Source organism: Frigoribacterium faeni (assembly GCF_007988805.1).
GTDB classification, from domain to species: Bacteria; Actinomycetota; Actinomycetes; order Actinomycetales; family Microbacteriaceae; genus Frigoribacterium; species Frigoribacterium faeni.
This window is the reverse complement of the sequence record NZ_BJUV01000005.1, coordinates 69,526-92,303: the sequence shown is the minus strand read 5'-3', so window position 1 is coordinate 92,303 and position 22,778 is coordinate 69,526. Positions and strand designations below refer to the sequence as shown.

The 22,778-nt window shown below is 70.0% G+C and carries 23 protein-coding genes; 4 read left to right on the top strand and 19 right to left on the bottom strand.

The annotated features are described in order from the left end of the window. The first annotated feature begins 91 nt into the window (after positions 1–91). From FFA01_RS03840 to FFA01_RS03830, 3 genes are all read left to right on the top strand, one after another. Positions 92–880, top strand: a complete 789-nt coding sequence (locus FFA01_RS03840; RefSeq protein ID WP_146853174.1) for a peptidylprolyl isomerase — start codon at positions 92–94, stop codon at positions 878–880. 90 nt (positions 881–970) lie between these two features. After that, entirely contained in the window at positions 971–2,203 is a 1,233-nt protein-coding gene (locus tag FFA01_RS03835) for a DUF349 domain-containing protein (RefSeq protein WP_146853172.1), read from the top strand. Between the two features lie 84 nt (positions 2,204–2,287). Further along, positions 2,288–2,842, top strand: coding sequence for a type IV toxin-antitoxin system AbiEi family antitoxin (locus FFA01_RS03830; protein ID WP_146853170.1), 555 nt, complete (start codon positions 2,288–2,290; stop codon positions 2,840–2,842). A gap of 57 nt (positions 2,843–2,899) precedes the next feature. Here FFA01_RS03830 and FFA01_RS03825 read toward each other — a convergent pair whose 3' ends face one another. From FFA01_RS03825 to FFA01_RS03755, 15 genes are all read right to left on the bottom strand, one after another. Beyond that, complete coding sequence (locus FFA01_RS03825) at positions 2,900–5,047, bottom strand: RelA/SpoT family protein (protein WP_244289685.1); 2,148 nt, start codon at positions 5,045–5,047, stop codon at positions 2,900–2,902. Positions 5,048–5,284: 237 nt separating this feature from the next. Further along, entirely contained in the window at positions 5,285–5,632 is a 348-nt protein-coding gene (locus FFA01_RS03820; protein WP_208720841.1) for a rhodanese-like domain-containing protein, read from the bottom strand. Beyond that, positions 5,629–6,624: a protein translocase subunit SecF gene (secF, locus tag FFA01_RS03815; protein ID WP_146853168.1), complete on the bottom strand. Its 996-nt coding sequence runs from the start codon at positions 6,622–6,624 to the stop codon at positions 5,629–5,631. The genes FFA01_RS03820 and secF overlap by 4 nt, the downstream gene beginning before the upstream one ends. Further along, positions 6,624–8,387: a protein translocase subunit SecD gene (secD, locus tag FFA01_RS03810; RefSeq protein WP_146853166.1), complete on the bottom strand. Its 1,764-nt coding sequence runs from the start codon at positions 8,385–8,387 to the stop codon at positions 6,624–6,626. The genes secF and secD overlap by 1 nt, the downstream gene beginning before the upstream one ends. A gap of 93 nt (positions 8,388–8,480) precedes the next feature. Further along, entirely contained in the window at positions 8,481–8,900 is a 420-nt protein-coding gene (locus FFA01_RS03805) for a preprotein translocase subunit YajC (protein ID WP_146853163.1), read from the bottom strand. A 79-nt stretch (positions 8,901–8,979) separates the two neighbouring features. After that, positions 8,980–10,005: a Holliday junction branch migration DNA helicase RuvB gene (gene ruvB, locus FFA01_RS03800; RefSeq protein ID WP_146853161.1), complete on the bottom strand. Its 1,026-nt coding sequence runs from the start codon at positions 10,003–10,005 to the stop codon at positions 8,980–8,982. Then, positions 10,002–10,616 carry a Holliday junction branch migration protein RuvA gene (ruvA, locus tag FFA01_RS03795; protein WP_146853159.1) on the bottom strand — a complete coding sequence of 205 codons (615 nt, stop codon included), beginning with the start codon at positions 10,614–10,616 and terminating at the stop codon, positions 10,002–10,004. Before ruvA ends, ruvB begins: the two co-directional genes overlap by 4 nt. Next, entirely contained in the window at positions 10,613–11,203 is a 591-nt protein-coding gene (ruvC, locus tag FFA01_RS03790; RefSeq protein WP_146853157.1) for a crossover junction endodeoxyribonuclease RuvC, read from the bottom strand. Before ruvC ends, ruvA begins: the two co-directional genes overlap by 4 nt. 9 nt (positions 11,204–11,212) lie before the next feature. Continuing rightward, on the bottom strand, positions 11,213–11,977 hold the full coding sequence (locus FFA01_RS03785) for a YebC/PmpR family DNA-binding transcriptional regulator (RefSeq protein ID WP_146853155.1): 765 nt from the start codon (positions 11,975–11,977) through the stop codon (positions 11,213–11,215). Between the two features lie 37 nt (positions 11,978–12,014). Continuing rightward, positions 12,015–12,641 carry a pyridoxal 5'-phosphate synthase glutaminase subunit PdxT gene (gene pdxT, locus FFA01_RS03780; protein WP_146853154.1) on the bottom strand — a complete coding sequence of 209 codons (627 nt, stop codon included), beginning with the start codon at positions 12,639–12,641 and terminating at the stop codon, positions 12,015–12,017. Then, positions 12,631–13,545 (bottom strand): pyridoxal 5'-phosphate synthase lyase subunit PdxS, encoded by a 915-nt coding sequence (gene pdxS / locus FFA01_RS03775; protein WP_146853152.1) that lies wholly within the window; start codon positions 13,543–13,545, stop codon positions 12,631–12,633. The genes pdxT and pdxS overlap by 11 nt, the downstream gene beginning before the upstream one ends. A gap of 24 nt (positions 13,546–13,569) precedes the next feature. Continuing rightward, positions 13,570–14,148: an HIT family protein gene (locus tag FFA01_RS03770; RefSeq protein WP_146853150.1), complete on the bottom strand. Its 579-nt coding sequence runs from the start codon at positions 14,146–14,148 to the stop codon at positions 13,570–13,572. A gap of 2 nt (positions 14,149–14,150) precedes the next feature. Next, entirely contained in the window at positions 14,151–16,175 is a 2,025-nt protein-coding gene (gene thrS, locus FFA01_RS03765) for a threonine--tRNA ligase (protein ID WP_146853148.1), read from the bottom strand. A gap of 102 nt (positions 16,176–16,277) precedes the next feature. Beyond that, the gene (sufU, locus tag FFA01_RS03760; RefSeq protein WP_146853146.1) at positions 16,278–16,727 is read right to left on the bottom strand and encodes a Fe-S cluster assembly sulfur transfer protein SufU; all 450 of its coding nucleotides are present in this window, start codon (positions 16,725–16,727) and stop codon (positions 16,278–16,280) included. Beyond that, positions 16,724–18,040, bottom strand: a complete 1,317-nt coding sequence (locus FFA01_RS03755; RefSeq protein ID WP_244289681.1) for an aminotransferase class V-fold PLP-dependent enzyme — start codon at positions 18,038–18,040, stop codon at positions 16,724–16,726. Before FFA01_RS03755 ends, sufU begins: the two co-directional genes overlap by 4 nt. Before the next feature lie 166 nt (positions 18,041–18,206). Here FFA01_RS03755 and FFA01_RS03750 point away from each other — a divergent pair, with 166 nt between their 5' ends. Continuing rightward, a complete protein-coding gene (locus FFA01_RS03750; protein ID WP_146853141.1) occupies positions 18,207–19,427 on the top strand; it encodes a cobalamin-independent methionine synthase II family protein in 1,221 nt (406 codons plus the stop codon). Positions 19,428–19,506: 79 nt separating this feature from the next. Here the strand turns inward: FFA01_RS03750 and FFA01_RS03745 are convergent, their stop codons facing one another. The 4 genes from FFA01_RS03745 to FFA01_RS16070 form a co-directional block, all read right to left on the bottom strand. Then, positions 19,507–20,310, bottom strand: coding sequence for an amino acid ABC transporter ATP-binding protein (locus FFA01_RS03745; protein WP_146853139.1), 804 nt, complete (start codon positions 20,308–20,310; stop codon positions 19,507–19,509). Next, positions 20,300–20,965 carry an amino acid ABC transporter permease gene (locus FFA01_RS16080; RefSeq protein ID WP_146853137.1) on the bottom strand — a complete coding sequence of 222 codons (666 nt, stop codon included), beginning with the start codon at positions 20,963–20,965 and terminating at the stop codon, positions 20,300–20,302. The genes FFA01_RS03745 and FFA01_RS16080 overlap by 11 nt, the downstream gene beginning before the upstream one ends. A 2-nt stretch (positions 20,966–20,967) precedes the next feature. Then, a complete protein-coding gene (locus FFA01_RS16075) occupies positions 20,968–21,825 on the bottom strand; it encodes an amino acid ABC transporter substrate-binding protein (protein WP_146853267.1) in 858 nt (285 codons plus the stop codon). 134 nt (positions 21,826–21,959) lie between these two features. Then, the gene (locus FFA01_RS16070; protein ID WP_146853135.1) at positions 21,960–22,706 is read right to left on the bottom strand and encodes an NRDE family protein; all 747 of its coding nucleotides are present in this window, start codon (positions 22,704–22,706) and stop codon (positions 21,960–21,962) included. Between the last annotated feature and the right edge of the window lie 72 nt (positions 22,707–22,778).

Sequence of the window (22,778 nt, the reverse complement as noted above, 5' to 3'; positions counted from 1 at the left end):
GGGGACCCATGCTAGACCGGGCCACCGACGACGACCCCCGTCGAGGCTCCGATACAGTTCGGTTCGAGATCGATACGGGCATGGAGGACACGTGGCACCGAGCAGAGACGACCGTGAGGCACGCGACAGGCTTCGGCGGTACAACGCCCGACAGAAGGTCCACTCCGCGCAGGTGGGCCGCCGCCGCCGGGACAACGTGATCGCCTCCGCGGCGGTCCTCGTCGTGATCGCGCTGGCCGTCGTCACCCAGGTCGTCTACACGACCTCCGGGCCGGGCGCCCCCGAGGCGTCCTCCTCGCCCACCCCCTCCCCCAGCGCGTCGGCGACCTCGACGGGAGACGTCCCCAGCTCGGACATCGCGGAGGATCGCGTCTGGACGGGCGAGCTCGACCTCAACGACGACGTCGAGCTCGCCATCAGCCTCGACGGCGAGAAGGCCCCGCAGGCCGCCTCCGTCGTCATCGATCTGATCCAGCAAGGCTTCTACGACGGCACCGCCTGCCACCGGCTGAGCGACGCCGACTCGGCCGAGTTCCTCCAGTGCGGGTCGGCGAACGGCGACGGCACGGGCGACGCCGGGTTCACCTTCGGGCCCCTCGAGAACGTGCCGAGCGACGGCCTCTATCCCGCCGGGACTATCGCCATGGCCCGGGGCAGCGACCCGAACTCGCAGTCCACCCAGTTCTTCATCACCTACGGCGACACGTATCTCGACGCCTCGACCGGCGGCTACACGATCGTCGGCTCGGTGACGGACGGACTCGACCAGCTCGTGGCGAACGTCGCCGACGCCGGGGTGGTGCAGCCCGAGGGCGCCTCGCAGACCACCGACGGAGCACCCGTCGTCGACACGACCATCACGGCGGCGTCCATCGAGTAGGCCGCGGTCGTCGACCGTGCAATAGGCTGGGGACCCATCGCCGAGACCCGTCCTGGGCTCTGTGACGAGCACATCCAGCAAGGGACAACAGTGGCTACTGACGATCAGGCACCCTGGGGCCGCGTCGACGACGACGGCACCGTCTACGTCCGCGAGTCCGACGGCGAACGCGCCGTCGGTCAATACCCCGACGCGACGCCCGCCGAGGCGCTCGCCTACTACGAACGCAAGTACACCGAGCTGAACGGGCAGGTCACGCTGCTCGAGCAGCGCGTGGCGCGCGGCGCCTCCGCGTCCGACGTCAGCAAGACGGTGAAGCACCTGAAGGAGCTCCTCATCGAGCCCAGCGCCGTCGGCGACCTCGAGAAGCTGCGGACACGCGTCGGCGCGCTCGACTCGACGGTGGGCGAGCTGACGCAGAAGCAGAGCGCCGAGGCCCAGGAGGCGCTGGCCGAGGCCGTCGCCGTGCGCACGGCCCTGGTCGTCGAGGCCGAGACGCTCGCCGCCCAGGACCCGGCCCGGGTGCAGTGGAAGCAGGTCACCGCGACCATCGACGACATCTTCTCGCGGTGGCAGAAGCATCAGCAGGACGGCCCTCGCATCCCGAAGGGCGAGGGCAACGAGCTCTGGAAGCGCTTCCGTGCCGCACGGTCGACCATCGATCAGAACCGCAAGGCCTTCTACGCCGAGCTCGACTCGACGCACCGTGAGGCGCGTCAGCGCAAGCAGGCCCTCGTCGACTCCGCCGACGCCCTCGCCGGCAAGGGCGCCGACGGCATCCCCGAGTACCGCCGCCTCCTCGACGACTGGAAGCGCGCGGGACGCGCCGGCAAGAAGTACGACGACGCCCTCTGGGCGCGCTTCAAGCGCGCCGGAGACGTCCTCTACGCCGCGAAGAGCGAGGTCGCCGCGCAGGACAACGTCGAGTACGAGGCGAACCTCGCCCAGAAGCTCGAGCTCCTCGACGAGGCCGAGAAGATCCTCGCCGTGACCGACCGGGTCCCCGCTCGCGAGGCCCTCACCTCCATCCAGCTCCGCTGGGACGAGATCGGCCGGGTTCCGCGCGAGCAGCTGCGCTCGGTCGAGGACCGACTGCGCAAGGTGGAGTCGCACGTGCGCGTCCTCGACGAAGAGCACTGGCAGAAGAACAACCCGGAGCGCAAGGCCCGCTCCGAGGGCCTCGCCAGCCAGCTGCAGGACGCCATCACCAAGCTCGAGGACGAGCTCGCCGCCGCCGAGGCGACGGGTGACGCCCGCAAGGTCAAGGACGCCCGCGAGGCGCTCGACGCCCGCAAGGTCTGGCTCGACGCCCTCGGCGCCTGACCCGCGATCGACCGGACCGCCCGTCTCTCCACAAGGAGAGGCGGGCGGTTCGTCGTCGCGGTGACCGTCGGCCAGGCTGTCAGCGTGCATCCGTCTCCTCTCCGGCTCCTGACCACCGCCGACCTGCCCGAGGTCGATCTCCGCGCCGCGACCCTCGACGGCGACCTCTACGCCGTCGGGGACGCCTGGGCCGAGATCGCGACCGTCGACGACCCCCGCATCCGCGCCTCCTCGGTGACGGTGCTGTTCGAGCGGCACGTCGTGGCGGCCCGTGACACCGCGGCGTGGATCTGGATGGCGTCAGGCACGGCACCGTGGCGCCATCACGGGATCGTGCCCCCTGACGCACGACACCGGGACAGGACCTCGAGGGTCGCGATCAGCGAGATGGTCATCGCGGACGACGAGGTCGTCGACCTGGCGGGCATCCGCGTCACGACCCCCTGCCGCACGGCGCTCGACATCGCGAGGTCGTCGACCTGGACTCCCCTCGACGAGCGTCGCGTGCGTCATCTGATCCGGGCCCACGCGATCAGCGCACCGCAGCTCAGGCGGCTCATCGACCGCCATGCACGGCTGCCGAACAGGGTGCGCGCGTGGGCACGACTGCGGTCGGTCGTCGATCCCCTCGGACCGTGACGATCCGGGCCGCCGGGCCGTGACGAGACGTCCCGGTGGCACCACGGAGCGTCCGCGTCAGCCCGCGCTCACCCGGTAGACGTCGTAGACGGCATCGATGCGACGCACGGCGTTCAGCACCCGGTCGAGGTGGGTGGTGTCGCCCATCTCGAACACGAAGCGGCTGAGGGCCAGCCGCTCGTCGGAGGTGGAGACGCTCGCGGACAGGATGTTCACGTGGTGCTCGCTCAGCACGCGCGTGACGTCCGAGAGGAGTCCGCTGCGGTCGAGGGCCTCGATCTGGATCTGCACGAGGAAGACGCTCTTGGACGAGGGCGCCCATTCGACGTCGATCATGCGCTCGGGTTCGTTCATCAGGCTCTGGACGTTGTGACACGTCGCCTGGTGCACGCTGACACCCTGTCCGCGTGTGACGAAGCCGACGATCTGGTCGCCGGGAACGGGCGTGCAGCACTTCGCGAGCTTGACGAGGATGTCCGGTGCGCCGCGGACCAGCACGCCGGAGTCGCTGTTGCGGAGCGGCCGAGTGGCGCCCTTGCTCGGGAACTCGAACTCGCCCTCCTCGACCTCCGTCTGCTGCTGGACGGCCGACAGGATCTTCTCGATGACCGACTGCGTCGACAGGTGCCCCTCGCCGACCGCCGCGTAGAGGCTCGACACGTCGTCGTACCTCAGGAGGGCGGCCACCTCGGCGATGCTGTCCTGGTTCATCAGCTTCTGCAGCGGGAGATTCTGCTTCCGCATGGCCCGCGCGATGGCGTCCTTGCCCTGCTCGATCGCCTCGTCGCGACGCTCCTTGGTGAACCACTGACGGATCTTGTTCCGCGCGCGCGGGCTCTTGACGAACGTGAGCCAGTCCTGGCTCGGACCGGAGTCCGGGTTCTTCGAGGTGAACACCTCGACCACGTCGCCGCTCGAGAGAGCGCTCTCGAGCGGGACGAGGCGGCCGTTCACCTTCGCGCCCATGGTCCGGTGACCGACCTCCGTGTGCACGGCGTAGGCGAAGTCGACGGGTGTCGCTCCCGACGGCAGGCCGATGACCTTGCCCTGCGGGGTGAAGACGTAGACCTCCTTCGCACCGATCTCGAAGCGCAGGCTGTCGAGGAACTCGCCCGGGTCGGCCGTCTCGGCCTGCCAGTCCGAGATGTGGGCGAGCCAGGCCATGTCGGTCTCGGTCCGAGCGCCCGGTGCCGAGTCGTCCCGACCGCCGTTCATCCGCTGCTTGTACTTCCAGTGCGCCGCGACGCCGAACTCGGCTCGCTGATGCATCTCGTGCGTCCGGATCTGGATCTCGACCGGGCGCCCCTTCGGACCGATGACCGTCGTGTGCAGCGACTGGTACAGGTTGAACTTCGGCGTCGCGATGTAGTCCTTGAACCGGCCGGGGATGGGGTTCCATCGGGCGTGGATCGACCCGAGAACGGCATAGCAGTCACGGAGGGAGTTCACCAGGACGCGGATGCCCACCAGGTCGTAGATCTCGTCGAACTCGCGCCCTCGGACGATCATCTTCTGGTAGATCGAGTAGTACTGCTTCGGGCGGCCGACGACGTCGCCGCGGATCTTCGTCGACTTCAGGTCCGACTTCACGGCGTTGATGACGTTCTGGACGAACTGCTCGCGCTGAGGCGTGCGCTGCTTGACCAGATTGTCGATCTCGACGTAGAGCTTCGGGTGCAGCACCGCGAAGGAGAGGTCCTCCAGCTCCCACTTGATGGTCTGGATGCCGAGCCGGTGGGCGAGGGGCGCGTAGATCTCGAGCGTCTCGGTCGCCTTGCGCGTGGCCGAAGCGCTCTCGACGAAGCCCCAGGTGCGGGCGTTGTGGAGGCGGTCGGCCAGTTTGATGACCAGCACGCGGATGTCCTTCGACATCGCGACGACCATCTTGCGGACGGTCTCGGCCTGGGCGCTGTCGCCGTACTTCAGCTTGTCGAGCTTGGTGACGCCGTCGACGAGCATCGTGATCTCGTCGCCGAAATCGTTCTGCAGCATGGCGAGCGTGTAGTCGGTGTCCTCGACGGTGTCGTGGAGCAGCGCGGCCGCGATGGTCTTCGAGCCGATCCCGAGGTCGGCCAGGATCTGGGCCACGGCGACCGGGTGGGTGATGTACGGCTCCCCGCTCTTGCGGAGCTGACCGCGATGGGCCTTCTCGGCCACCGAGTACGCGCGCTCGATGACGACGAGGTCGGCCTTCGGGTGATGCATCCTCACCGTCTTGACCAGGCGGTCGACCGCACCGGCGGGTTGGCTGCGCGAGAACAGCCGGGGCAGGAGCGTGCGGAGAGTGGCGGTGTTGCCGGCGGGCTCCGGCGAGGCGGCGTTCTTGCTCGTGGTGATCTCGGTCACAACCGACCCTCGCTCTCGTGCTGACGGACTGCTCCCCCGGACGTTCGGCTGCACCGTGCCCGGCGGGGTCGCCCGGGCAACGCTACTCGCTCTGGATCAGTCGACCGACGCGGGGGCGCCGGTCTCGCTGACCAGCTCCCCCTCGGCGTCGCGCCAGGCCAGCATGCCGCCCTCGACGTTGACCGCGTCGATGCCGGCCCGTCGGAGTGCGGCCGTGGCGCGAAGAGAGCGCATCCCGGCGTGACACACGATCAGCACCTGTTCGTCGGTGGGGACGTCGTCGACGCGGTCGCCCAGTTCGGAGAGCGGGATCAGCTGCGCAGCGGGTGCGTGTCCGGCGTCCCATTCGGACTGCTCCCGGACGTCGATGAGGCGGGCGCCGGAAGCGACGCGGCTCACGGCTTCGGCGGCGGAGATCCCGGGGAGGTCGTCGCGGGCGTTCACGATGCGTCCACGAGGGCGTTCTCGGCCGCTTCGCGCTTGCGGGCGTCCCGCTTGGCGATGTCCGGCTCCCGCAGACGCAGGGTCGCGTAGAGGGGCGACGCGATGAAGATCGTCGAGTACGTGCCGACGAGGATGCCGATGAACAGGGCCAGGGAGATGTCACGCAGGGTGCCGGCCCCGAGGACGAAGGCTCCGATGAACAGGATCGCCGCGACCGGGAGGAGCGCGACCACCGACGTGTTGATCGAGCGGACGAGCGTCTGATTGATCGCGAGGTTGATGGACTGACCGAACGTCCGCCGGGACCCCTCGCCGTCCTCGGCGGTGTTCTCCCGGATCTTGTCGAACACCACGACGGTGTCGTAGAGGGAGTAACCGAGGATCGTCAGGAACCCGATGACGGCGGCCGGTGTGACCTCGAAGCCGACGATGCCGTAGATGCCGGCGGTCAGCACGAGGTCGTGGAGCAGTGCGGCCATGGCGGCGAGCGACATCTTCCAGGTCCGGAAGTAGAGGGTCATGCCGATGGCGGCGAGGATCAGGAAGATCACGAGACCCTTGATCGCCTGACCGGTGATGTCCGCACCCCACGACGCGCCGATGAACGACGAGGTGACGCGGTCGTCGGGGACGTCGTAGGCCGTGGCCAGCGCCGCCGCGACGTCGTTCGTCTGCGACGCCTCGAGCTGAGACGTCTGCACCCGGATCGTGTCGGTGCCGACCTGGGTCACCCGCGGGTTGGAGTTCGGGACCACCTCGTCGACGGTCTGAGCTGCGAGGTCCTGGTCGAGCTCGGCGGGCTGGGCGATCTGGAACTCCGAGCCGCCGGTGAACTCGATGCCGAAGTGGAAGCCGCCCCGGAGGAACGGCACGGTGACCGAGATGAGGATCACGAGAGCAGCGATCCAGTACCAGGTCCTGCGTCGACCGACGATGTCGTAGGACCGCGCCCCCGTGTAGAGGTCGTTGCCGAATTTCGAGAAACTGGCCATCAGGAGTTCTTCCCTTCGTCGCGAGTCGACTCGTCGACCGGGCGGGTGTTCTTCTCGGCGGCCTTGCGCTCGGCGATCGTCTGCCTGATGACCGCCTCGCGTCCGCCGGCTCTCTTCCGACCGGAGGCGACCACCGGCTCGCGGAACTGGGCGCGACCTCGGTAGACGGCTCCGAGGGCCTTGGGGTTCAGACCGCTGAAGGAGTGGCCCTCCCCGAAGAACCGGGTCCGCGCGATGAGCTGCAGCATCGGGTGGGTGAACAGCGACACGACGATCAGGTCGATCACCGTCGTGATGCCCAGCGTGAGGGCGAAGCCCTTGACGTTGCCGACGGCGAGGATGAAGAGCGTGATGGCGGCGAGGAAGTTGACCGTGTCGGAGGCGACGATCGTTCGGATCGCGCGCTTCCAGCCGGACTCGACCGCGTTCTCCAGGATCCGCCCGTCACGGAGCTCGTCGCGTATTCGTTCGAAGTAGACGATGAACGAGTCGGCGGTGATGCCGATGGCGACGATCAGACCCGTGACCCCGGCCAGCGAGAGCCGGTAACCCTCTCGCCACGAGAGGATCGCGATCACCAGATAGGTGAGGACCGCCGCGATGACGAGGGAGAGCACCGTGACGAACGCGAGGGCGCGGTACTGGATCAACGAGTAGACGACGACCAGGATGAGCCCGATGAGGCCGGCGATGAGCCCGCTGACCAGCTGCGTCTGACCGAGGGTGGCGGTGATGGTCTCATTGCTCTGAACCGAGAAGCTGAGGGGCAGGGCGCCGAACTTCAGCTGGTCGGCGAGGGACTTCGAGCTGTCCTGAGTGAACTGACCGGTGATCTGGGCGCGACCGTCGGTGATCGCGGCGTTGGCGGACGGAGCCGTGATGACCTGGTTGTCGAGCGTCACGGCGAACTGGTTCTGCGGAGCCTGGAGCGACACCAGCCGCGACGTGACCTCGGCGAACTGATCGCTGCCCTGACCGTTGAATTCGAGGTTGACGGCCCAGGTGTTCGTCGAGTTGCCCTGGGAGTCGGTGGCGAGGCCGTTCGTGGCGTCGCTGATGTCGCTGCCCTGGACCTCGACCGGGCCGAGGATGTACTTCGAGGTGCCGTCGGTCGAGCAGGTGACGAGCGGCTCGTCGTCGGGGGCCGTGGCGAGGTCGTTGTCGGCCGCGCAGTCGTAGTTCTCGTAGACGTCGGCCAGCTGAGGCGTGATGTAGGCGAGGTCGGACCCGTTCGTGGGCGACGTCGTCGGCGTGCTCTCGAGGTCGGGGTTCGGGGTGTACGGCGTCGCGCTGGGGCTGGCCGTCGCACCGTCGCCCTCGCCTCCGACCGCCGCGGTCGATGCCGCGCCCGTGAACAGGACCGGGCGGAACGAGAGCTTCGCCGAGGCCTCGATGCGCTCGAGCGTCGCGTTGTCGGGACGGCCCGGGATCGACACGACGATGTTCTGGGTGCCCTGCTTCGTGATCTCGGACTCCGAGACCCCGGCCGAGTCGATGCGCTGACGGATGATCGTGACGGCCTGGTCGAGTTGCTGGCTGGACACCGTCTCGCCGCTCTGCAATTGAGCGGCGAGGGTGATCTGCGTCCCGCCCTGGAGGTCGAGGGCCAACTCGGGCACCCAGCTCGCGCCGTTCCACCAGCCCTCACGGCCCGAGTCGTTCAGCAGGGTCGCCGTGCCGTTCAGCGCGGTCAGTCCGGCGATGATGACCAGAAGCCAGGTCAGCGAGCGGATGGCTTTCTTCACCGGGGTCGAACGTGCCACGGAGGAACTCAGCTTTCTCATGGGAACGCGCGCCCGGGAGGAGCGCGCGCGGGGTCGAGCCCGATCGTCAGATCACGATCGGGCGGACGGACATCAGGCGGTGGGCTTGTCGGACTCTTTGGAGGGCGTGGTGTCGATGCGGGGCTCGTCGACGCGTTCGCCGTAGGCCGGCGAGACGTCGGCGGCGTCGGCGGACGTCGCCACCGGTGCGTCGAGGGCGTCGTCGCGCTCGGAGTCGGCCGACTCGTCGACGACGGGGTCGACGACCCGACCGAGGGTCTGACGGTGGACCTTCACGATGGTGCCGGGGGCGACCTCGACCTCGGCCACGTTGCTCTCGTCGTCGATCGAGACCACGGTCCCGTAGAGGCCGAAGGTCAGCATGACCTCGACGCCGGGCACCATCTTGCGCTGGAGGTCGGCCTGCTGGCTGTCGCGCTTGCGCTTGTTGCGGAACATGAAGAAGACGAGGACCACCAGAAGGAGGACCATGATGATTGTTGTGGCGTCCATGCGGAACTGCCTTTCGAAACTCGTGGGGTGTGGGCGGCGGCGGCCTCGTTACTGCCTCGCGCCGACTGGCCTGCAGGAATTATAGGTCATCGCCGAACAGGGCCCCTGAATCCCGTGTCAGGCCGAAGTGCCGCCAGGCCTCGGGCGTCGCGATGCGTCCGCGGGGCGTGCGAGTGACCAGCCCGACCCGGACGAGGAACGGCTCGACGACGGACTCGATGGTGTCGGACTCCTCGCCGACCGAGACGGCCAGCGTGTTGAGGCCCACGGGTCCGCCGTCGAAGCGGCGCAGGATGGTCGACAGCACCTCGCGGTCGAGGCGGTCGAGACCGAGGTCGTCCACGTCGTAGAGGGCCAGCGCCTCACGCACGGTCCCGAGATCGGCCTCTCGACCGTGGACGAGAGCGAAGTCGCGCACCCGACGGAGGAGCCGGTTGGCGATGCGCGGCGTGCCGCGGCACCGGCCGGCGATCTCGGCGAGTGCCGCGCCGTCGATCCGGACGCCGAGAAGCGCCGCCGCGCGTCGGAGGACCTCGGTGAGCTCCGCCTCGTCGTAGAACTCGAGGTGGGCCGTGAACCCGAAGCGGTCGCGCAGCGGGTTGGGGAGCATGCCGCTGCGGGTCGTCGCGCCGACGAGCGTGAAGGGGGACAGCTCGAGCGGGATGCTCGTGGCTCCGGCCCCCTTGCCGACCATGATGTCGATGCGGTAGTCCTCCATCGCGAGATAGAGCATCTCCTCCGCCGAGCGCGCCATGCGGTGGATCTCGTCGATGAAGAGCACCTCGCCGGGGACGAGGGCCGACAGCACGGCCGCCAGATCGCCGGCGTGCTGGATGGCCGGACCGGAGGACATCCGCAGCGGGCGCGAGCTCTCGTGCGCGACGATCATCGCCAACGTGGTCTTGCCGAGCCCGGGAGGGCCGGCGAGGAGGATGTGGTCGGGGGTCCGACCCTGGATCGCGGCGGCCTTGAGCAGGAGCTCGAGCTGACCTCGGACCTTCTTCTGACCGACGAACTCGGCCAGCGACGCCGGTCGGAGGGCGCCTTCGAAGGCGAGCTCGGTGTCGGACTCCACCGTCGGCCGGGTGATGTCGTCGTCGCTCACGATCGCGCACCGAGCGACTTCTGCGGCCCGAGGTGACCGAGGGCCGCGCGGAGCAGCTGCGGAACCGCCACGGCGACGTCCGGTCCGCGGTCGGCCACCACGGTGTCGATGGCCGACTGGGCCTCGCGCTCGGACCAGCCCAGACCCACGAGCGCGACGAGGACGTCGGACGCGGTGGTGGAGGCGGCCGTCACCGTCGGAGCGGACGGCGCGACGTCGAGCTTGCCGGTGAGCGACAGCACGATCAGCTTGGCCGTCTTGGGACCGATGCCCGAGACGCGGCGGAAGACGGCGTCGTCCTCGTCGGCGACGGCCTGAGCGATCTGGGCCGGGCTGAGCGAGGCCAGCACCCCCTGCGCGGACTTCGGTCCGACGCCCGTCACGCTGCGCAGGAGTTCGAAGACCTCGAGTTCCTCGAGCTCGAGGAAGCCGAAGAGGGAGAGGTCGTCCTCGCGCACGATGAGCGTGGTGTGCAGCCGCGCGACGTCGCCGACCGACACCGTCAGGGCGACCTGGGGGGTCACGCCGACGCGGAGACCCACTCCCCCGACCTCGACGACGACGGACGTCCCGGAAGCGGACAGGACGGTGCCACGCACACTCGAGATCATGCACCCAGCCTAGGAGTGCGGAGGGACTTCTCGGCGTCCCGCCACGCCCGCTGCGCCGGGGTGAGACCGGCGGCCGCCGGACCCGCCGTCGACGACGCGCCCCCCAGCCCGTCACGACGCCAGGCGTGGCAGATGGCCAGCGCGAGCGCGTCGGCGGCGTCGGCGGGCTTCGGAGCCTCGCGCAGACCGAGCAGGCGCGCGACCATCGCACCGACCTGGGCCTTGTCGGCCGATCCGTAGCCGGTGACCGCGGCCTTGACCTCGGAGGGCGTGTGCAGGGCGACGGGGATGGACCGTTCGGCGGCTGCGCGCAGAGCCAGACCGCTCACCTGGGCCGTGCCCATGACCGTCCGCAGGTTGTTCTGGGCGAACACGCGCTCGATGGCCATCGCGTCGGGCCGGTGCTCGTCGACCAGCGCCTCGATGCCACGGCCGATGGTCAGGAGCCGCTGCTCGAGCGGAGAGTCCGCCGCCGAGCGGATGACGTCGACGGCGACCAGGGTCGCCCGTCGGGTCGAGTCGACCTCGACCACCCCGACGCCGCACCGGGTGAGACCGGGGTCGATGCCCAGCACCCGGAGCGACACGGGCGCCTGCTACTCGTCGTCGTCGTCGAGCGCCGACTGGACGTCGGCGGGGACGTCGTAGTTGGCGTAGACGTTCTGGACGTCGTCGTCGTCGTCGAGCGCGTCGATGAGCCGGAAGACCTTGCGCGCCGTGTCCAGATCGACCTCGATCTTGAGCCCGGGGACGAACTCGACGTCGGCCGAGTCGTAGTCGATGCCGGCCTCCTGGAGCGCAGAACGGGCCGGGACGAGATCGGACGCCTCGGTGACGATCTCGAAGCCCTCGCCGCGGTCGGTGACCTCTTCGGCTCCGGCGTCGAGGACGGCGGTCAGGACGTCGTCCTCGGTGAGGTCGCCCGTCTTCATGACGGCGATGACGCCCTTGCGGCTGAAGTTGTAGGCGACGCTGCCCGGGTCGGCCATCGTTCCGCCGTTGCGCGACATGACGGTGCGCACGTTCGCCGCGGCGCGGTTCTTGTTGTCGGTGAGGCACTCGATCAGGAGCGCGACCCCGTTGGGGCCGTAGCCCTCGTACATGATGGTCTGGTAGTCGACGCTCTCGCCGCTGAGACCGGCACCGCGCTTGATCGCACGGTCGATGTTGTCGTTGGGGACCGAGGTCTTCTTGGCCTTCTGAACGGCGTCGACCAGGGTCGGGTTGCCCGACATGTCGGCCCCGCCCTGCTTGGCCGCGACCTCGATGTTCTTGATGAGCTTGGCGAACGACTTGGCACGGCGGCTGTCGATGACGGCCTTCTTGTGCTTGGTCGTTGCCCACTTGGAATGCCCGGACACGGTGCTCCTTCGACTGCTGACGGGGGTCTGGACGAGTCTACCGTGACGCCCAGGCGCGGGCCTTGTCGAGGAAGTAGGCGTGGAACCGGTAGTCGTTCGTCACCTCGGGGTGGAACGACGTGCCCATCAGGTTGCCCTGCTCGACAGCCACGACACGGCCGTCGTCGAGCACGCCGATGGCGGTGGCGGCGGGACCGACCTCGTCGACGACGGGAGCCCTGATGAAGACGGCGTGCACCGGGGGCTCGCCGATCACGGGCACGTCGACATCCGTCTCGAACGAGTCGGTCTGCGAGCCGAAGGCGTTGCGGCGGACGGAGACGTCGAGGCCGCCGAGGCTCTGCTGGCCGGAGATGCCGTCGACGATGCGGTCGGCGAGCATGATCAGGCCGGCGCAGGTGCCGTAGACGGGCATGCCGGAGGCGATGGCCTCGCGGAGCGGGTCCGCGACATCGAACATCCGGGAGAGCTTGTCCATGACGCTCGACTCCCCGCCGGGGATGACGAGACCGTCGATGTCGTCCAGCTCGGTTGCTCGTCGGACGGGCACGGCCTCGGCGCCCAGGGCCGTGAGCACGGCGAGGTGCTCGCGGAAGTCCCCCTGGAGGGCGAGGACGCCCACCCGGGGCGTGCGTGCCTCCGGCGTCGTCGCGTTACCAGCCACGCTCGGCGAGGCGGTGCGGCGCCGGCAGGTCGGGCACGTTGATGCCGACCATGGCCTCGCCGAGGCCGCGCGACGCGTCGGCGACGACCGTGGGGTCGTCGAAGAACGTCGTGGCCTTGACGATGGCCTTCGCGCGCTCCGCCGGGTTGCCCGACTTGAAGATGCCCGAGCCGACGAACACGCCGTCCGCGCCGAGCTGCATCATCAGGGCGGCGTCGGCCGGGGTCGCGACGCCGCCGGCGGTGAAGAGGACGACGGGGAGCTTGCCGGTCTCGGCGATCTCCTTGACGAGCTCGTAGGGGGCCTGGAGCTCCTTCGCGGCGACGTAGAGCTCGTCGGTCTTGAGGCCCCGCAGCTGCGCGATCTCCTTCGAGATCGTGCGGATGTGCTTGGTCGCCTCGGAGACGTCGCCGGTGCCGGCCTCGCCCTTGGAGCGGATCATGGCCGCACCCTCGGTGATACGGCGCAGCGCCTCGCCGAGGTTGGTCGCACCGCAGACGAAGGGCACAGTGAAGTTCCACTTGTCGATGTGGTTGACGTAGTCGGCCGGGCTCAGCACCTCGGACTCGTCGATGTAGTCGACGCCCAGGGTCTCGAGGATCTGCGCCTCGACGAAGTGGCCGATGCGGGCCTTGGCCATGACCGGGATGGACACCGCCGCGACGATCTCGTCGATCATGTCGGGGTCGCTCATCCGGGCGACGCCGCCCTGCGACCGGATGTCGGCCGGGACGCGCTCGAGAGCCATGACCGCGACGGCCCCGGCGTCTTCGGCGATCCTCGCCTGCTCGACGTTGACGACGTCCATGATGACGCCGCCCTTGAGCATCTCGGCGAGACCGCGTTTGACGCGGCTCGAGCCGGTGGTGGAGGACGAGGAGGAGGCGGGGGTCGTGTCGCTCATGATGCCTTCCATTCTAGGGCCGGTTCAGGGTGCGGGGGACGCCGTCGCCGACGACGCCGACGAGGCCGTCGGCCAGGCCTCGGCGACCGCGTCGCGCACGTCGCCGAGGAGACGCGTCACGGCCTTCGTCTCGGCGATGATCGGGAAGAAGTTCGAGTCGCCGCCGTAGCGCGGCACGACGTGCTGGTGCAGGTGCTCGGCGATGCCCGCTCCCCCGACGCGCCCCTGGTTCATGCCGATGTTGAAGCCCTGGGCGCGCGACACGTCGGTCAGGACCCTCATGGCCGTCTGCGTCAGGTGGGCGATCTCGACGATCTCGTCCGGCGTGGCCAGGTCGTACGTGGCGACGTGCCGGTACGGACAGACCAGCAGGTGACCGGGGTTGTACGGGAACAGGTTCAGGACGACGTAGGCGTGGCGCCCCCGGGCCACGATCAGCGCCTCGTCGTCCGACCTGGTCGGAGCGCTGCAGAAGGGGCAGTCGTCGTCGTTCGCCGACTGGCCCTGGCCGACGTAGACGGCGCGATGCGGGGTCCACAGCCGTTGGAACGCGTCGGGCACCGCGGCGAAGTCGGCGGAGGACTCCGCCGCGGTGTCGTCCATCGTCAGACCTGGGCCTTCGTCTCGATGGCGGTGAGGATCTTGGCGATCGCATCGGCGACCGGAACGCCGTTCTCCTGCGATCCGTCGCGGTACCGGAAGCTCACCGCTCCCGCCGCGCGGTCCTCTTCGCCCGCGATGAGCTGGAAGGGCACCTTCGACTTCGTGTGCGTGCGGATCTTCTTCGGGAACCGGTCGTCGCCGTGGTCGACCCGGGCACGGACGCCCTTCGCCCGCAGCTGGGCGACGACCTCGTCGAGGTAGTCGCCGTACTCCTCGGCGACCGGAATCGCCACGACCTGCTCGGGCGAGAGCCACACCGGGAACGCCCCGGCGTAGTGCTCGGTGAGCACGCCGAAGAACCGCTCGATCGACCCGAACAGAGCGCGGTGGATCATCACGGGCCGTCGCCGCGATCCGTCGGCCGCCGCGTACTCGAGCTCGAAGCGCTCGGGCAGGTTGAAGTCGAGCTGGACCGTGGACATCTGCCAGGTGCGGCCGATCGCATCGCGGGCCTGCACCGAGATCTTCGGGCCGTAGAACGCGGCTCCGCCCGGATCGGGGACCAGCTCGAGACCGGACTCGCGGGCCACCTCGGCCAGGGTCTCGGTCGCCTCAGCCCAGACGTCGTCATCGCCGACGTACTTCTCGGGGTCTTTCGTGGAGAGCTCGAGGTAGAAGTCGTTCAGCCCGTAGTCGCGCAGCAGCGAGAGCACGAAGTTCAGCGTGCCCGTGAGCTCGTCCTTCATGCGCTCGCGCGTCGTGAAGATGTGCGCGTCGTCCTGGGTCATGCCGCGGACCCGGGTGAGCCCGTGGATGACGCCGGACTTCTCGTTGCGGTAGACGGTGCCGAACTCGAACAGCCGCATCGGCAGGTCGCGGTACGACCGGGGCTGCGACCGGTACGCCAGGATGTGCATCGGGCAGTTCATGGGCTTGAGGTAGTAGTCGGCGCCCTGGCGGGTCACCTCGCCCTCGTCGTTGCGGGCCTCGTCGAGCTTCATGGCCGGGAACATGCCGTCGGCGTACCAGCCGAGGTGGCCGGAGGTCTCGTAGAGGTTCGACTTCGTGATGTGCGGCGTGTAGACGAAGTCGTAGCCCTCGACCTCGTGGCGCTTGCGCGAGTAGTCCTCCATCTCGCGACGGATGATGCCGCCCTTGGGGTGGAAGATCGCCAGACCCGAGCCGATCTCGTCGGGGAACGAGAAGAGGTCGAGCTCGGCTCCGAGCTTGCGGTGATCGCGCTTCGCGGCCTCCTCGAGACGGGCCTGGTAGGCGCGCAGGTCGTCCTTGGTGGGCCAGGCGGTCCCGTAGATCCGCTGGAGCTGCTTGTTCTTCTCGCTGCCGCGCCAGTAGGCGGCGGCGACGCGCATCAGCTTCGTCGCGTTGCCGAGGAGGCGCGTGCTCGGGACGTGAGGACCGCGGCAGAGGTCGAACCAGATCACCTCGCCGGTCTTCGGGTCGACGTTGTCGTAGACGGTCAGCTCGGCGCCGCCGACCTCGACGGACTCCCCGTCGTCGCCGATGGAGCCGGACGCACCGCCTTTCAGGCCGATCAGCTCGAGCTTGTAGGGCTCGTCGGCCAGCAGCTCGCGCGCCTCGTCGTCGGTCACGACACGGCGCTGGAAGCGCTGGCCCTGACGGATGATGCGGTCCATCCCCTTCTCGATCGCCTTGAGATCCTCGGGGGTGAAGGGCTCGGCCACGTCGAAGTCGTAGTAGAAGCCGTCGGTGACGGGCGGGCCGATCCCGAGCTTCGCCTCGGGGTTGATCGTCTGCACGGCCTGGGCCATGACGTGCGCCGCCGAGTGCCGGAGGATCGAGAGGCCGTCGGCCGAGTCGATCGTGACCGGGTCGACGACGTCGCCGGCGTGCAGCTCGGCGGCCAGGTCGCGGAGCTCGCCGCCGACCCGGATCGCGACGACGGTGCGATCCGTGAACAGCTCGAAGCCGGTCGTCGTCTCGGTCACCTCGACGGTCTGAGGAGCGGCGGGCGAAGCGGATTCGGCGGGGGCGGGCTGATCTGTCACGGTCGTGAGGTTCCTAACGTGGGAGGGGCCCCGCCAGTTTAGACGGGCGCGAGGGGCACGACGGCCTGGCACCGCGCCTCCTCGGCTCGTCCCCCCGGCGGGTCAGCGGGCGAGGAGCTCCGTCGCGCAGGCCTCGGCCGCGACCCAGGCGAGCATGCCGCACTTGACCCGCATGACGAACTTCGAGACCCCGTGGAAGGCGACGGCGTCGCCGAGCACCTCGTCGTCGGGCTCCCCGGCGCCGCGCGAGCGCATCATCGTGCGGAACTCGCCCACCAGCTCGCGGAGCTCGTCGAGCGTGCGACCCGGGGCCAGCTCGCTCAGCACGGAGGCCGAGGCCATGGAGATCGAGCAGCCGGCGCCCTGCCAGCGGAGCTGGTCGATCCGGCCCGAGGCCGCGTCGAGGGTCACGCGCACGGTGATCTCGTCGCCGCAGGTGGGGTTCCGCTCGAAGTGCTCGGCGTCGGCGGACGGGAGCTCGCCGTCGCCGTGCCGCGTCTTCGCGTGATCGAGGATCACCTGCTGGTAGAGCGAGTCGAGCGCGGTCGTCATCGTGCCTCCTGATCGGCCCCGAAGTACGCACGCACTCGGGAGACCGCGTCGAGGAGCCGGTCCACCTCGGAGCCGGTCGTGTAGAGGTAGGTGCTGGCGCGCGTGGTGGCCGTCACCCCGAGGCGACGGTGCAACGGCTGGGCGCAGTGGTGCCCGACCCGGACGGCGATCCCCTCGGCGTCGAGGTACTGGCCGACGTCGTGCGCGTGCACGCCGTCGACGACGAAGCTGGCGAGACCCGAACGAGGGACCCCGGCGGGCGGGCCGACCACGCGGACGCCGGGGAGGGCGGCGAGACCCGCGACGAGCCGCTCGGCGAGCTCCTCCTCGTGGGCGCGGACGCGGTCCATGCCGACGGCCTCGAGATACCTCACGGCCTCGGCCAGGGCCACCGCCTGCGAGACCGGCTGCGTGCCCGCCTCGAACCGCTGCGGGGCGGGGAGGAAGTCGGACCCCTCGAGGGTGACCGTCGTGATCATCGATCCGCCCGTGCGGAAAGGCGGCAGCGCGTTCAGCAGGTCGGCCCGGCCGTAGAGCACCCCGATGCCGGTCGGTCCGAGCATCTTGTGACCGGAGAACGCCGCGAAGTCCACGCCGAGGGCCGGGAGGTCGACGGGGCGGTGCGGTGCGGACTGGCAGGCGTCGAGCACGACGAACGCGCCGACGCCGTGCGCGGCCTCGACGAGCACCTCGACCGGCGCGATCTGACCCGTGACGTTCGAGACGTGCGCGAACGCGACGACGCGGGTGCGGTCGCCGATCAGAGCGAGGGCGTCGTCGACGGACCACACGCCGTCGTCGTCGAGGGGCACGAAGCGGAGGACGGCGCCGGTCGTCGCGGCGACCTCCTGCCAGGGGACGAGGTTCGCGTGGTGCTCGGCCTCGGTCAGGACGATCTCGTCGCCGGGGTCCAGCGCGAAGCGGCGCGCGGCCGCGCCTCCGCGCCCGTGCGTGGCGTTGGCGAAGCCGTACGCGACGAGGTTGAGGGCGTCCGTCGCGTTCGCGGTCCAGACGATCTCGTCGACCGAGGCGCCGACGAAGCCGGCCACCGTCGCCCGGGCGTCCTCGAAGGCCTCCGTGGCGAGAGCGGCCAGGGTGTGCGCGCCGCGGTGGACCGCCGAGTTGACCGTCTCGAGGAACGCGCGCTCGGCGTCGAGCACGCTCGTCGGCCGCTGGGCCGTCGCCCCGGAATCGAGGTACGCCAGGGGTTCGTCGCCCACGCTCTGACGGAGGATCGGGAAGTCGGCGCGCAGGCGGACCGCCTCGTCGTCGGAGAGTCGGGCCGGTGTCGGGTCTGTCGGAGTCTGGGTCACGGTGTCCTTTCGCATCGATCTTAACGAGAGCGGATCGACGGCACCTGAAGCCAACGGCGCCGCGCCACGGCGTGTTCCCGATCGGTGCGCGGATGACCCCGCGTGACGCATGACCCCGCATGACGGAGCGCTGGCGGTCCCCGTCCCGAGCGAGCAGCATGGCCGCATGACGTCAGAGCGCATCGAGACCACCCACGCCGGCAGCCTGCCCCGCACCCCCGAGCTGATCGCCGCCAACGACGCCCGTCGGTTGGCGGACGACGGCTTCACCCTCGAGCGGACCCCCGAGTTCGACGCCCTGCTGACCGACGCCGTCGTCGATCTGGTGGCGCGACAGGAGGCGCTGGGCATCACCATCGTCGGCGACGGCGAGTACGGCAAGGCCATGACGAGCGCCGTCGACTACGGGGCCTGGTGGTCGTACTCGTTCCAGCGCGTCGGAGGACTGTCGCTGACCGGATCGGACATCTTCAGCCAGGAGCCCGTGCGCTCCTCCCCCGGCGACGTGCGGCTCACGTCGTTCCCCGACCGCCGCGACTGGCAGACCTTCCACGACGCCTACACCGACCCGACGTCGGGCATCGGGACGGGCTCGGGCGCGACGCCGTTCCCCAGCACGACCGGCCCGCTCGAATACGTCGGGCAGGCCGCCATCGCCTCCGACATCGCCAACCTCACGGCGGGTCTCGACGCGGCAGGAACGTCGTCGGCGTTCATCACCTCGCTCTCCCCCGGCAGCGGTGCGCGCATCGCCAACGACTTCTACGCCAGCGACGAGGAGCACATCTGGGCCTGGGCCGAGGTGCTGCGCGAGGAGTACCGCGCCATCGTGGACGCCGGGCTCATCGTGCAGATCGACGACCCCTCGATCGCCGAGAACTGGGACCAGATCAACCCCGAGCCGAGCATCGACGACTACCGGGCGTTCACCCGCATCCGCGTCGAGGCGCTGAACCACGCCCTGCGCGGTCTGCCGCCCGAGCAGGTGCGGTTCCACCTGTGTTGGGGCTCGTGGCACGGTCCGCACACGACCGACATCGAGTTCCGTCACATCGCCGACCTGATGCTCGAGATCGACGCGGGCTCGTACTCGTTCGAGGCGGCGAACGCGCGCCACGAGCACGAGTGGAAGCTCTGGCGCGACCTCGAGCTCCCCGCCGGCAAGAAGATCGTCCCCGGCGTGGTCGGTCACGCCACGAACGTCGTGGAGCACCCCGAGCTGGTGGCCGACCGCATCGAGCGGTTCGCGCAGGTGGTCGGCCCCGACAACGTGATCGCCTCGACCGACTGCGGTCTCGGCGGGCGCATCCACCCGCAGATCGCGGTCGCGAAGCTGGCCTCGCTCGGCGAGGGGGCGCGCATCGCGTCCCACCGCCTGTTCGGCTGACGCGTCCGCGGGCGCGACGACCCGCGCCTCCCGGTCGTCGGGCCGAGGAGGCGCAGGTCGCCTGGCAGGGGACGACCGGTCAGTCGTCGAGCGGCTTGAGGACTCGACGGAGGAACTGCTGCGTGCGCGCCTCCCGAGGCCGGGACAGCACGTCGGCGGGCGCTCCGCGCTCGACGACGGCCCCGTCGGCCATGAAGACCAGCTCGTCGGCGACGCGACGTGCGAACTCGAGCTCGTGGGTGACGACGATCATCGTCCAGCCGTCGTCCGCGAGCTCCTTCACCACCGTCAGGACGTCGCCGACCAGCTCGGGGTCGAGTGCGGAGGTCGGCTCGTCGAAGAGCAGCAGCTCGGGACGCAGCGCCAGGGCGCGCACGATCCCCACCCGCTGCTGCTGGCCGCCCGACAGCTCCGACGGGTAGGCGTCGGCCTTCTCGGCGAGGCCCACCCGCGCGAGGAGCGTCTCGGCCTCGGCCCGCGCCTCCCTCGGGTCCCGCTTCTGCACCCGGACCGGGCCCTCGACGACGTTCTGCAGCACCGTCAGGTGCGGGAACAGGTTGAAGTGCTGGAACACCATCGACGAGCGGTCGCGCAGAGCCGTGAGGTCGCGCTTGCCGACCGTCGCCCCGAAGTCGATCGTGCGACCGTCGGACAGGGTGACGGTGCCGGCGTCGGGCACCTCCAGGCTGTTGAGCGACCGGAGCACCGTCGTCTTGCCCGACCCCGACGGCCCGATGATGGCGACGACGCGACCGCGGCGGACGTCCAGGTCGATGCCGCTCAGGACCTCGTTCGACCCGAACGACTTGCGCAGCCCCCGGACGGAGAGGACGGGGGCGTCGGACCCGTCGGCGGAGCGGGGCGGGGTGACGTCAGCGGGCAACGTGACGGTCCAATCTCTTCTCGAGCGCGTCCTGCCCGAACGACAGGATGAGGCAGATCCCCCAGTAGACCAATGCGGCCTCGAGGTAGATCAGCAGGAACTGGTTCGAGACCGTGGCGATCTGCTCCGCCTGACGGAAGAGCTCGACCACGAGGATCACGCTCGCGAGGGAGGTGTCCTTCACGAGGCTGATGAAGGTGTTCGACAGCGGGGGCACCGAGACGCGGGCGGCCTGCGGCAGGATGATCCGCCGGAGGGCGAGCCCGCGCGACATGCCGATCGTGTGCGCGGCCTCCCATTGGCCCTTGGGCACCGAGAGGATCGCGGCCCGGATGACCTCGGCGGCGTACCCGCCGACGTTGAGCGAGAACGCGATGATCGCGCTCGGCCACGGGTCGAGCCGGATGCCGATCGACGGCAGGCCGTAGAAGACGACGAACAGCTGGACGAGCAGCGGCGTCCCGCGGATCACCGAGGTGTAGAAACGCGCGATGCCCGACAGCCACACCTGGCCCGACAGACGCATCAACGCGATGACGACGGCGATCACGAGGCCGATCGCCATGGACGCGAAGGCGAGCGGGATGGATGCGACGAGCGCCCCCGACACGATCGGCCAGAGCGACCGCCAGAAGAGGTCGAGGGAGGACTGCACGCCTACTCGCTGACGTCCTGGCCGAAGTACGTGTCGGAGATCCGAGCGAGGGTGCCGTCGGCCTTCAGCTCGGCCAGGGCCTCGTCGATCGCGTCGACGAGGTCGTCGCTCCCCTTGGTCGTGGCGAAGGCCGATCGCGAGACGTCGTCCGTCTCGGCCGCGATCTTGATGCCGTCGGCCTGGTCGGGGTTGGTCTTGACGTAGTCGAGGAAGGTCAGCTCGTCGTTGACCGTGGCGTCGATGCGGCCCTGCTCGAGCAGCGCGACCGACTGGGCCCAGCCGTCGACGATCTGGACGTCGGCGCCGGCGTCCTTCGCGGTGGTGTAGAAGTTGCTCGACTGCGACTGCGCGGTCGTCTTCCCCGCCAGGTCGGCGACGGAGGTGATGTCCGAGTCGTCGGCCGCGGTGATCACGACGCCCCGGCTGACCGTGTACGGCGTCGAGAAGTCGTAGGTCGCCTCGCGCTCGTCGGTGATCGAGATCTGGTTGGCCACGAGGTCGAAGCGGCCCGCGGTCAGCCCGGCGAGGAGCGCGTCGAACTGGGTCTCCTCGAACGTCGGGGTCACGCCCAGCTTCTCGGCGACGGCCGTCGCGACGTCGACGTCGTAGCCGACGAGGTCGCCCGAACCGCCCTCGTGGTAGGTGAAGGGCTGGTAGGTGCCCTCCGTGCCGATGACGATCTCGCCCGCGTCCTGGATGTCGCTCAGGCTCTTCGCCGCGCTCGTGTCGGCGGTCGCGTCGCCGGTCCGGGTGACGACGCCGTCGGTCGAGGCGGGTGCGCACGCGGTCAGGGCCAGGGCGGCGGCGACGACGACGCCGGCGGCGGCGGAGAGGCGACGGACGGAGCGGGGAGCGGTGATCTTCACGGGAATCCTTTGCGGCGGCTCGGGGGTCGGACGAGCCACCCGACCCTAACGCCGCGGGCGGCGGCGTGATTCCCGATGACTCCCGATGACTTTCCCGTCGGACGCCCTCCGGGTCGGCACGGGGATGCTCAGCGCCGGGCCAGGGCCGCCGTGACCGAGGGGGCGCCGTCGAGCCGGACGTGCCGATGGGCGACGCGGGCGTCCGAGACCGCCACGGCGCTGAGGGAGAGCGACGAGAACAGGTGCCCGTCGACCAGGTCGCTCCGGACGAGCGCGTCGTCGTCGTCCGCGGCCAGGCCGCTGCTCTCGCGGAGCAGATCGAGCCAGGCCGTCCAGGTGCCCTCGCCCTCCGTGCCCGGGGAGAGAGGGCCGGACGGAGGCGCGACGGCGCGGAACCGGGGCAGCCAGCGCTCGACCCGGGGCACGCGGCGATCGTCGGGGTCGGCATGGGTCAGGACGTGCACTCCGGGGTCGAGTCGCGTGGACCGGGTGGCCGAGCCGTCCCAGGTGGAGTGCATCGCGCCTCCTGCGTCCGCCGTCAGCAGATTGAAGGTGCGCGTGCGCTGCGGGCCGGTCGGCAGCGCGCCGTCGGCCGCGGCGCTCAGCGGGAGCGAACCGCGTGTGGACCACCCGCCCGCCGGCGGGGCGGGCTCCTCGTGACGATTGAGCACGACGCTCGCCCGGCTGGGGCCGGAAGCCACGGCGAGCCACGCGCCGCCGGCCTCGCGGTCGTGGACGCCGGTGACCCGTTCGCCGAGGTCGGGCCACCAGGCACCGGGCTCGTCCCACGGGCGGTCGGGCGACTCGTCGCGCAGACCGAAGAACACGACGGGCCACTCGGTGTCGGGCGCGATCGAGACGACGACGGTGCACATGGGGTACCTCCGGGCGGGGTGTCACCCGGTGGCGTTCAGACGGGCGGCCACGAGATGCGGCATCGTGGAGCT

Excerpts from the sequence above, each read along its gene's own strand:
- FFA01_RS03825 (WP_244289685.1), bottom strand. The coding sequence starts at position 5,047 with ATGCATCACCCGAAGGCCGACCTCGTCGTCATCGAGCGCGCGTACTCG.
- secF (WP_146853168.1), bottom strand. The coding sequence starts at position 6,624 with ATGGCCAGTTTCTCGAAATTCGGCAACGACCTCTACACGGGGGCGCGG.
- FFA01_RS03805 (WP_146853163.1), bottom strand. The coding sequence starts at position 8,900 with ATGGACGCCACAACAATCATCATGGTCCTCCTTCTGGTGGTCCTCGTC.
- ruvA (WP_146853159.1), bottom strand. The coding sequence starts at position 10,616 with ATGATCTCGAGTGTGCGTGGCACCGTCCTGTCCGCTTCCGGGACGTCC.
- pdxS (WP_146853152.1), bottom strand. The coding sequence starts at position 13,545 with ATGAGCGACACGACCCCCGCCTCCTCCTCGTCCTCCACCACCGGCTCG.
- FFA01_RS03770 (WP_146853150.1), bottom strand. The coding sequence starts at position 14,148 with ATGGACGACACCGCGGCGGAGTCCTCCGCCGACTTCGCCGCGGTGCCC.
- sufU (WP_146853146.1), bottom strand. The coding sequence starts at position 16,727 with ATGACGACCGCGCTCGACTCGCTCTACCAGCAGGTGATCCTCGATCAC.
- FFA01_RS03750 (WP_146853141.1), top strand. The coding sequence starts at position 18,207 with ATGACGTCAGAGCGCATCGAGACCACCCACGCCGGCAGCCTGCCCCGC.
- FFA01_RS16070 (WP_146853135.1), bottom strand. The coding sequence starts at position 22,706 with ATGTGCACCGTCGTCGTCTCGATCGCGCCCGACACCGAGTGGCCCGTC.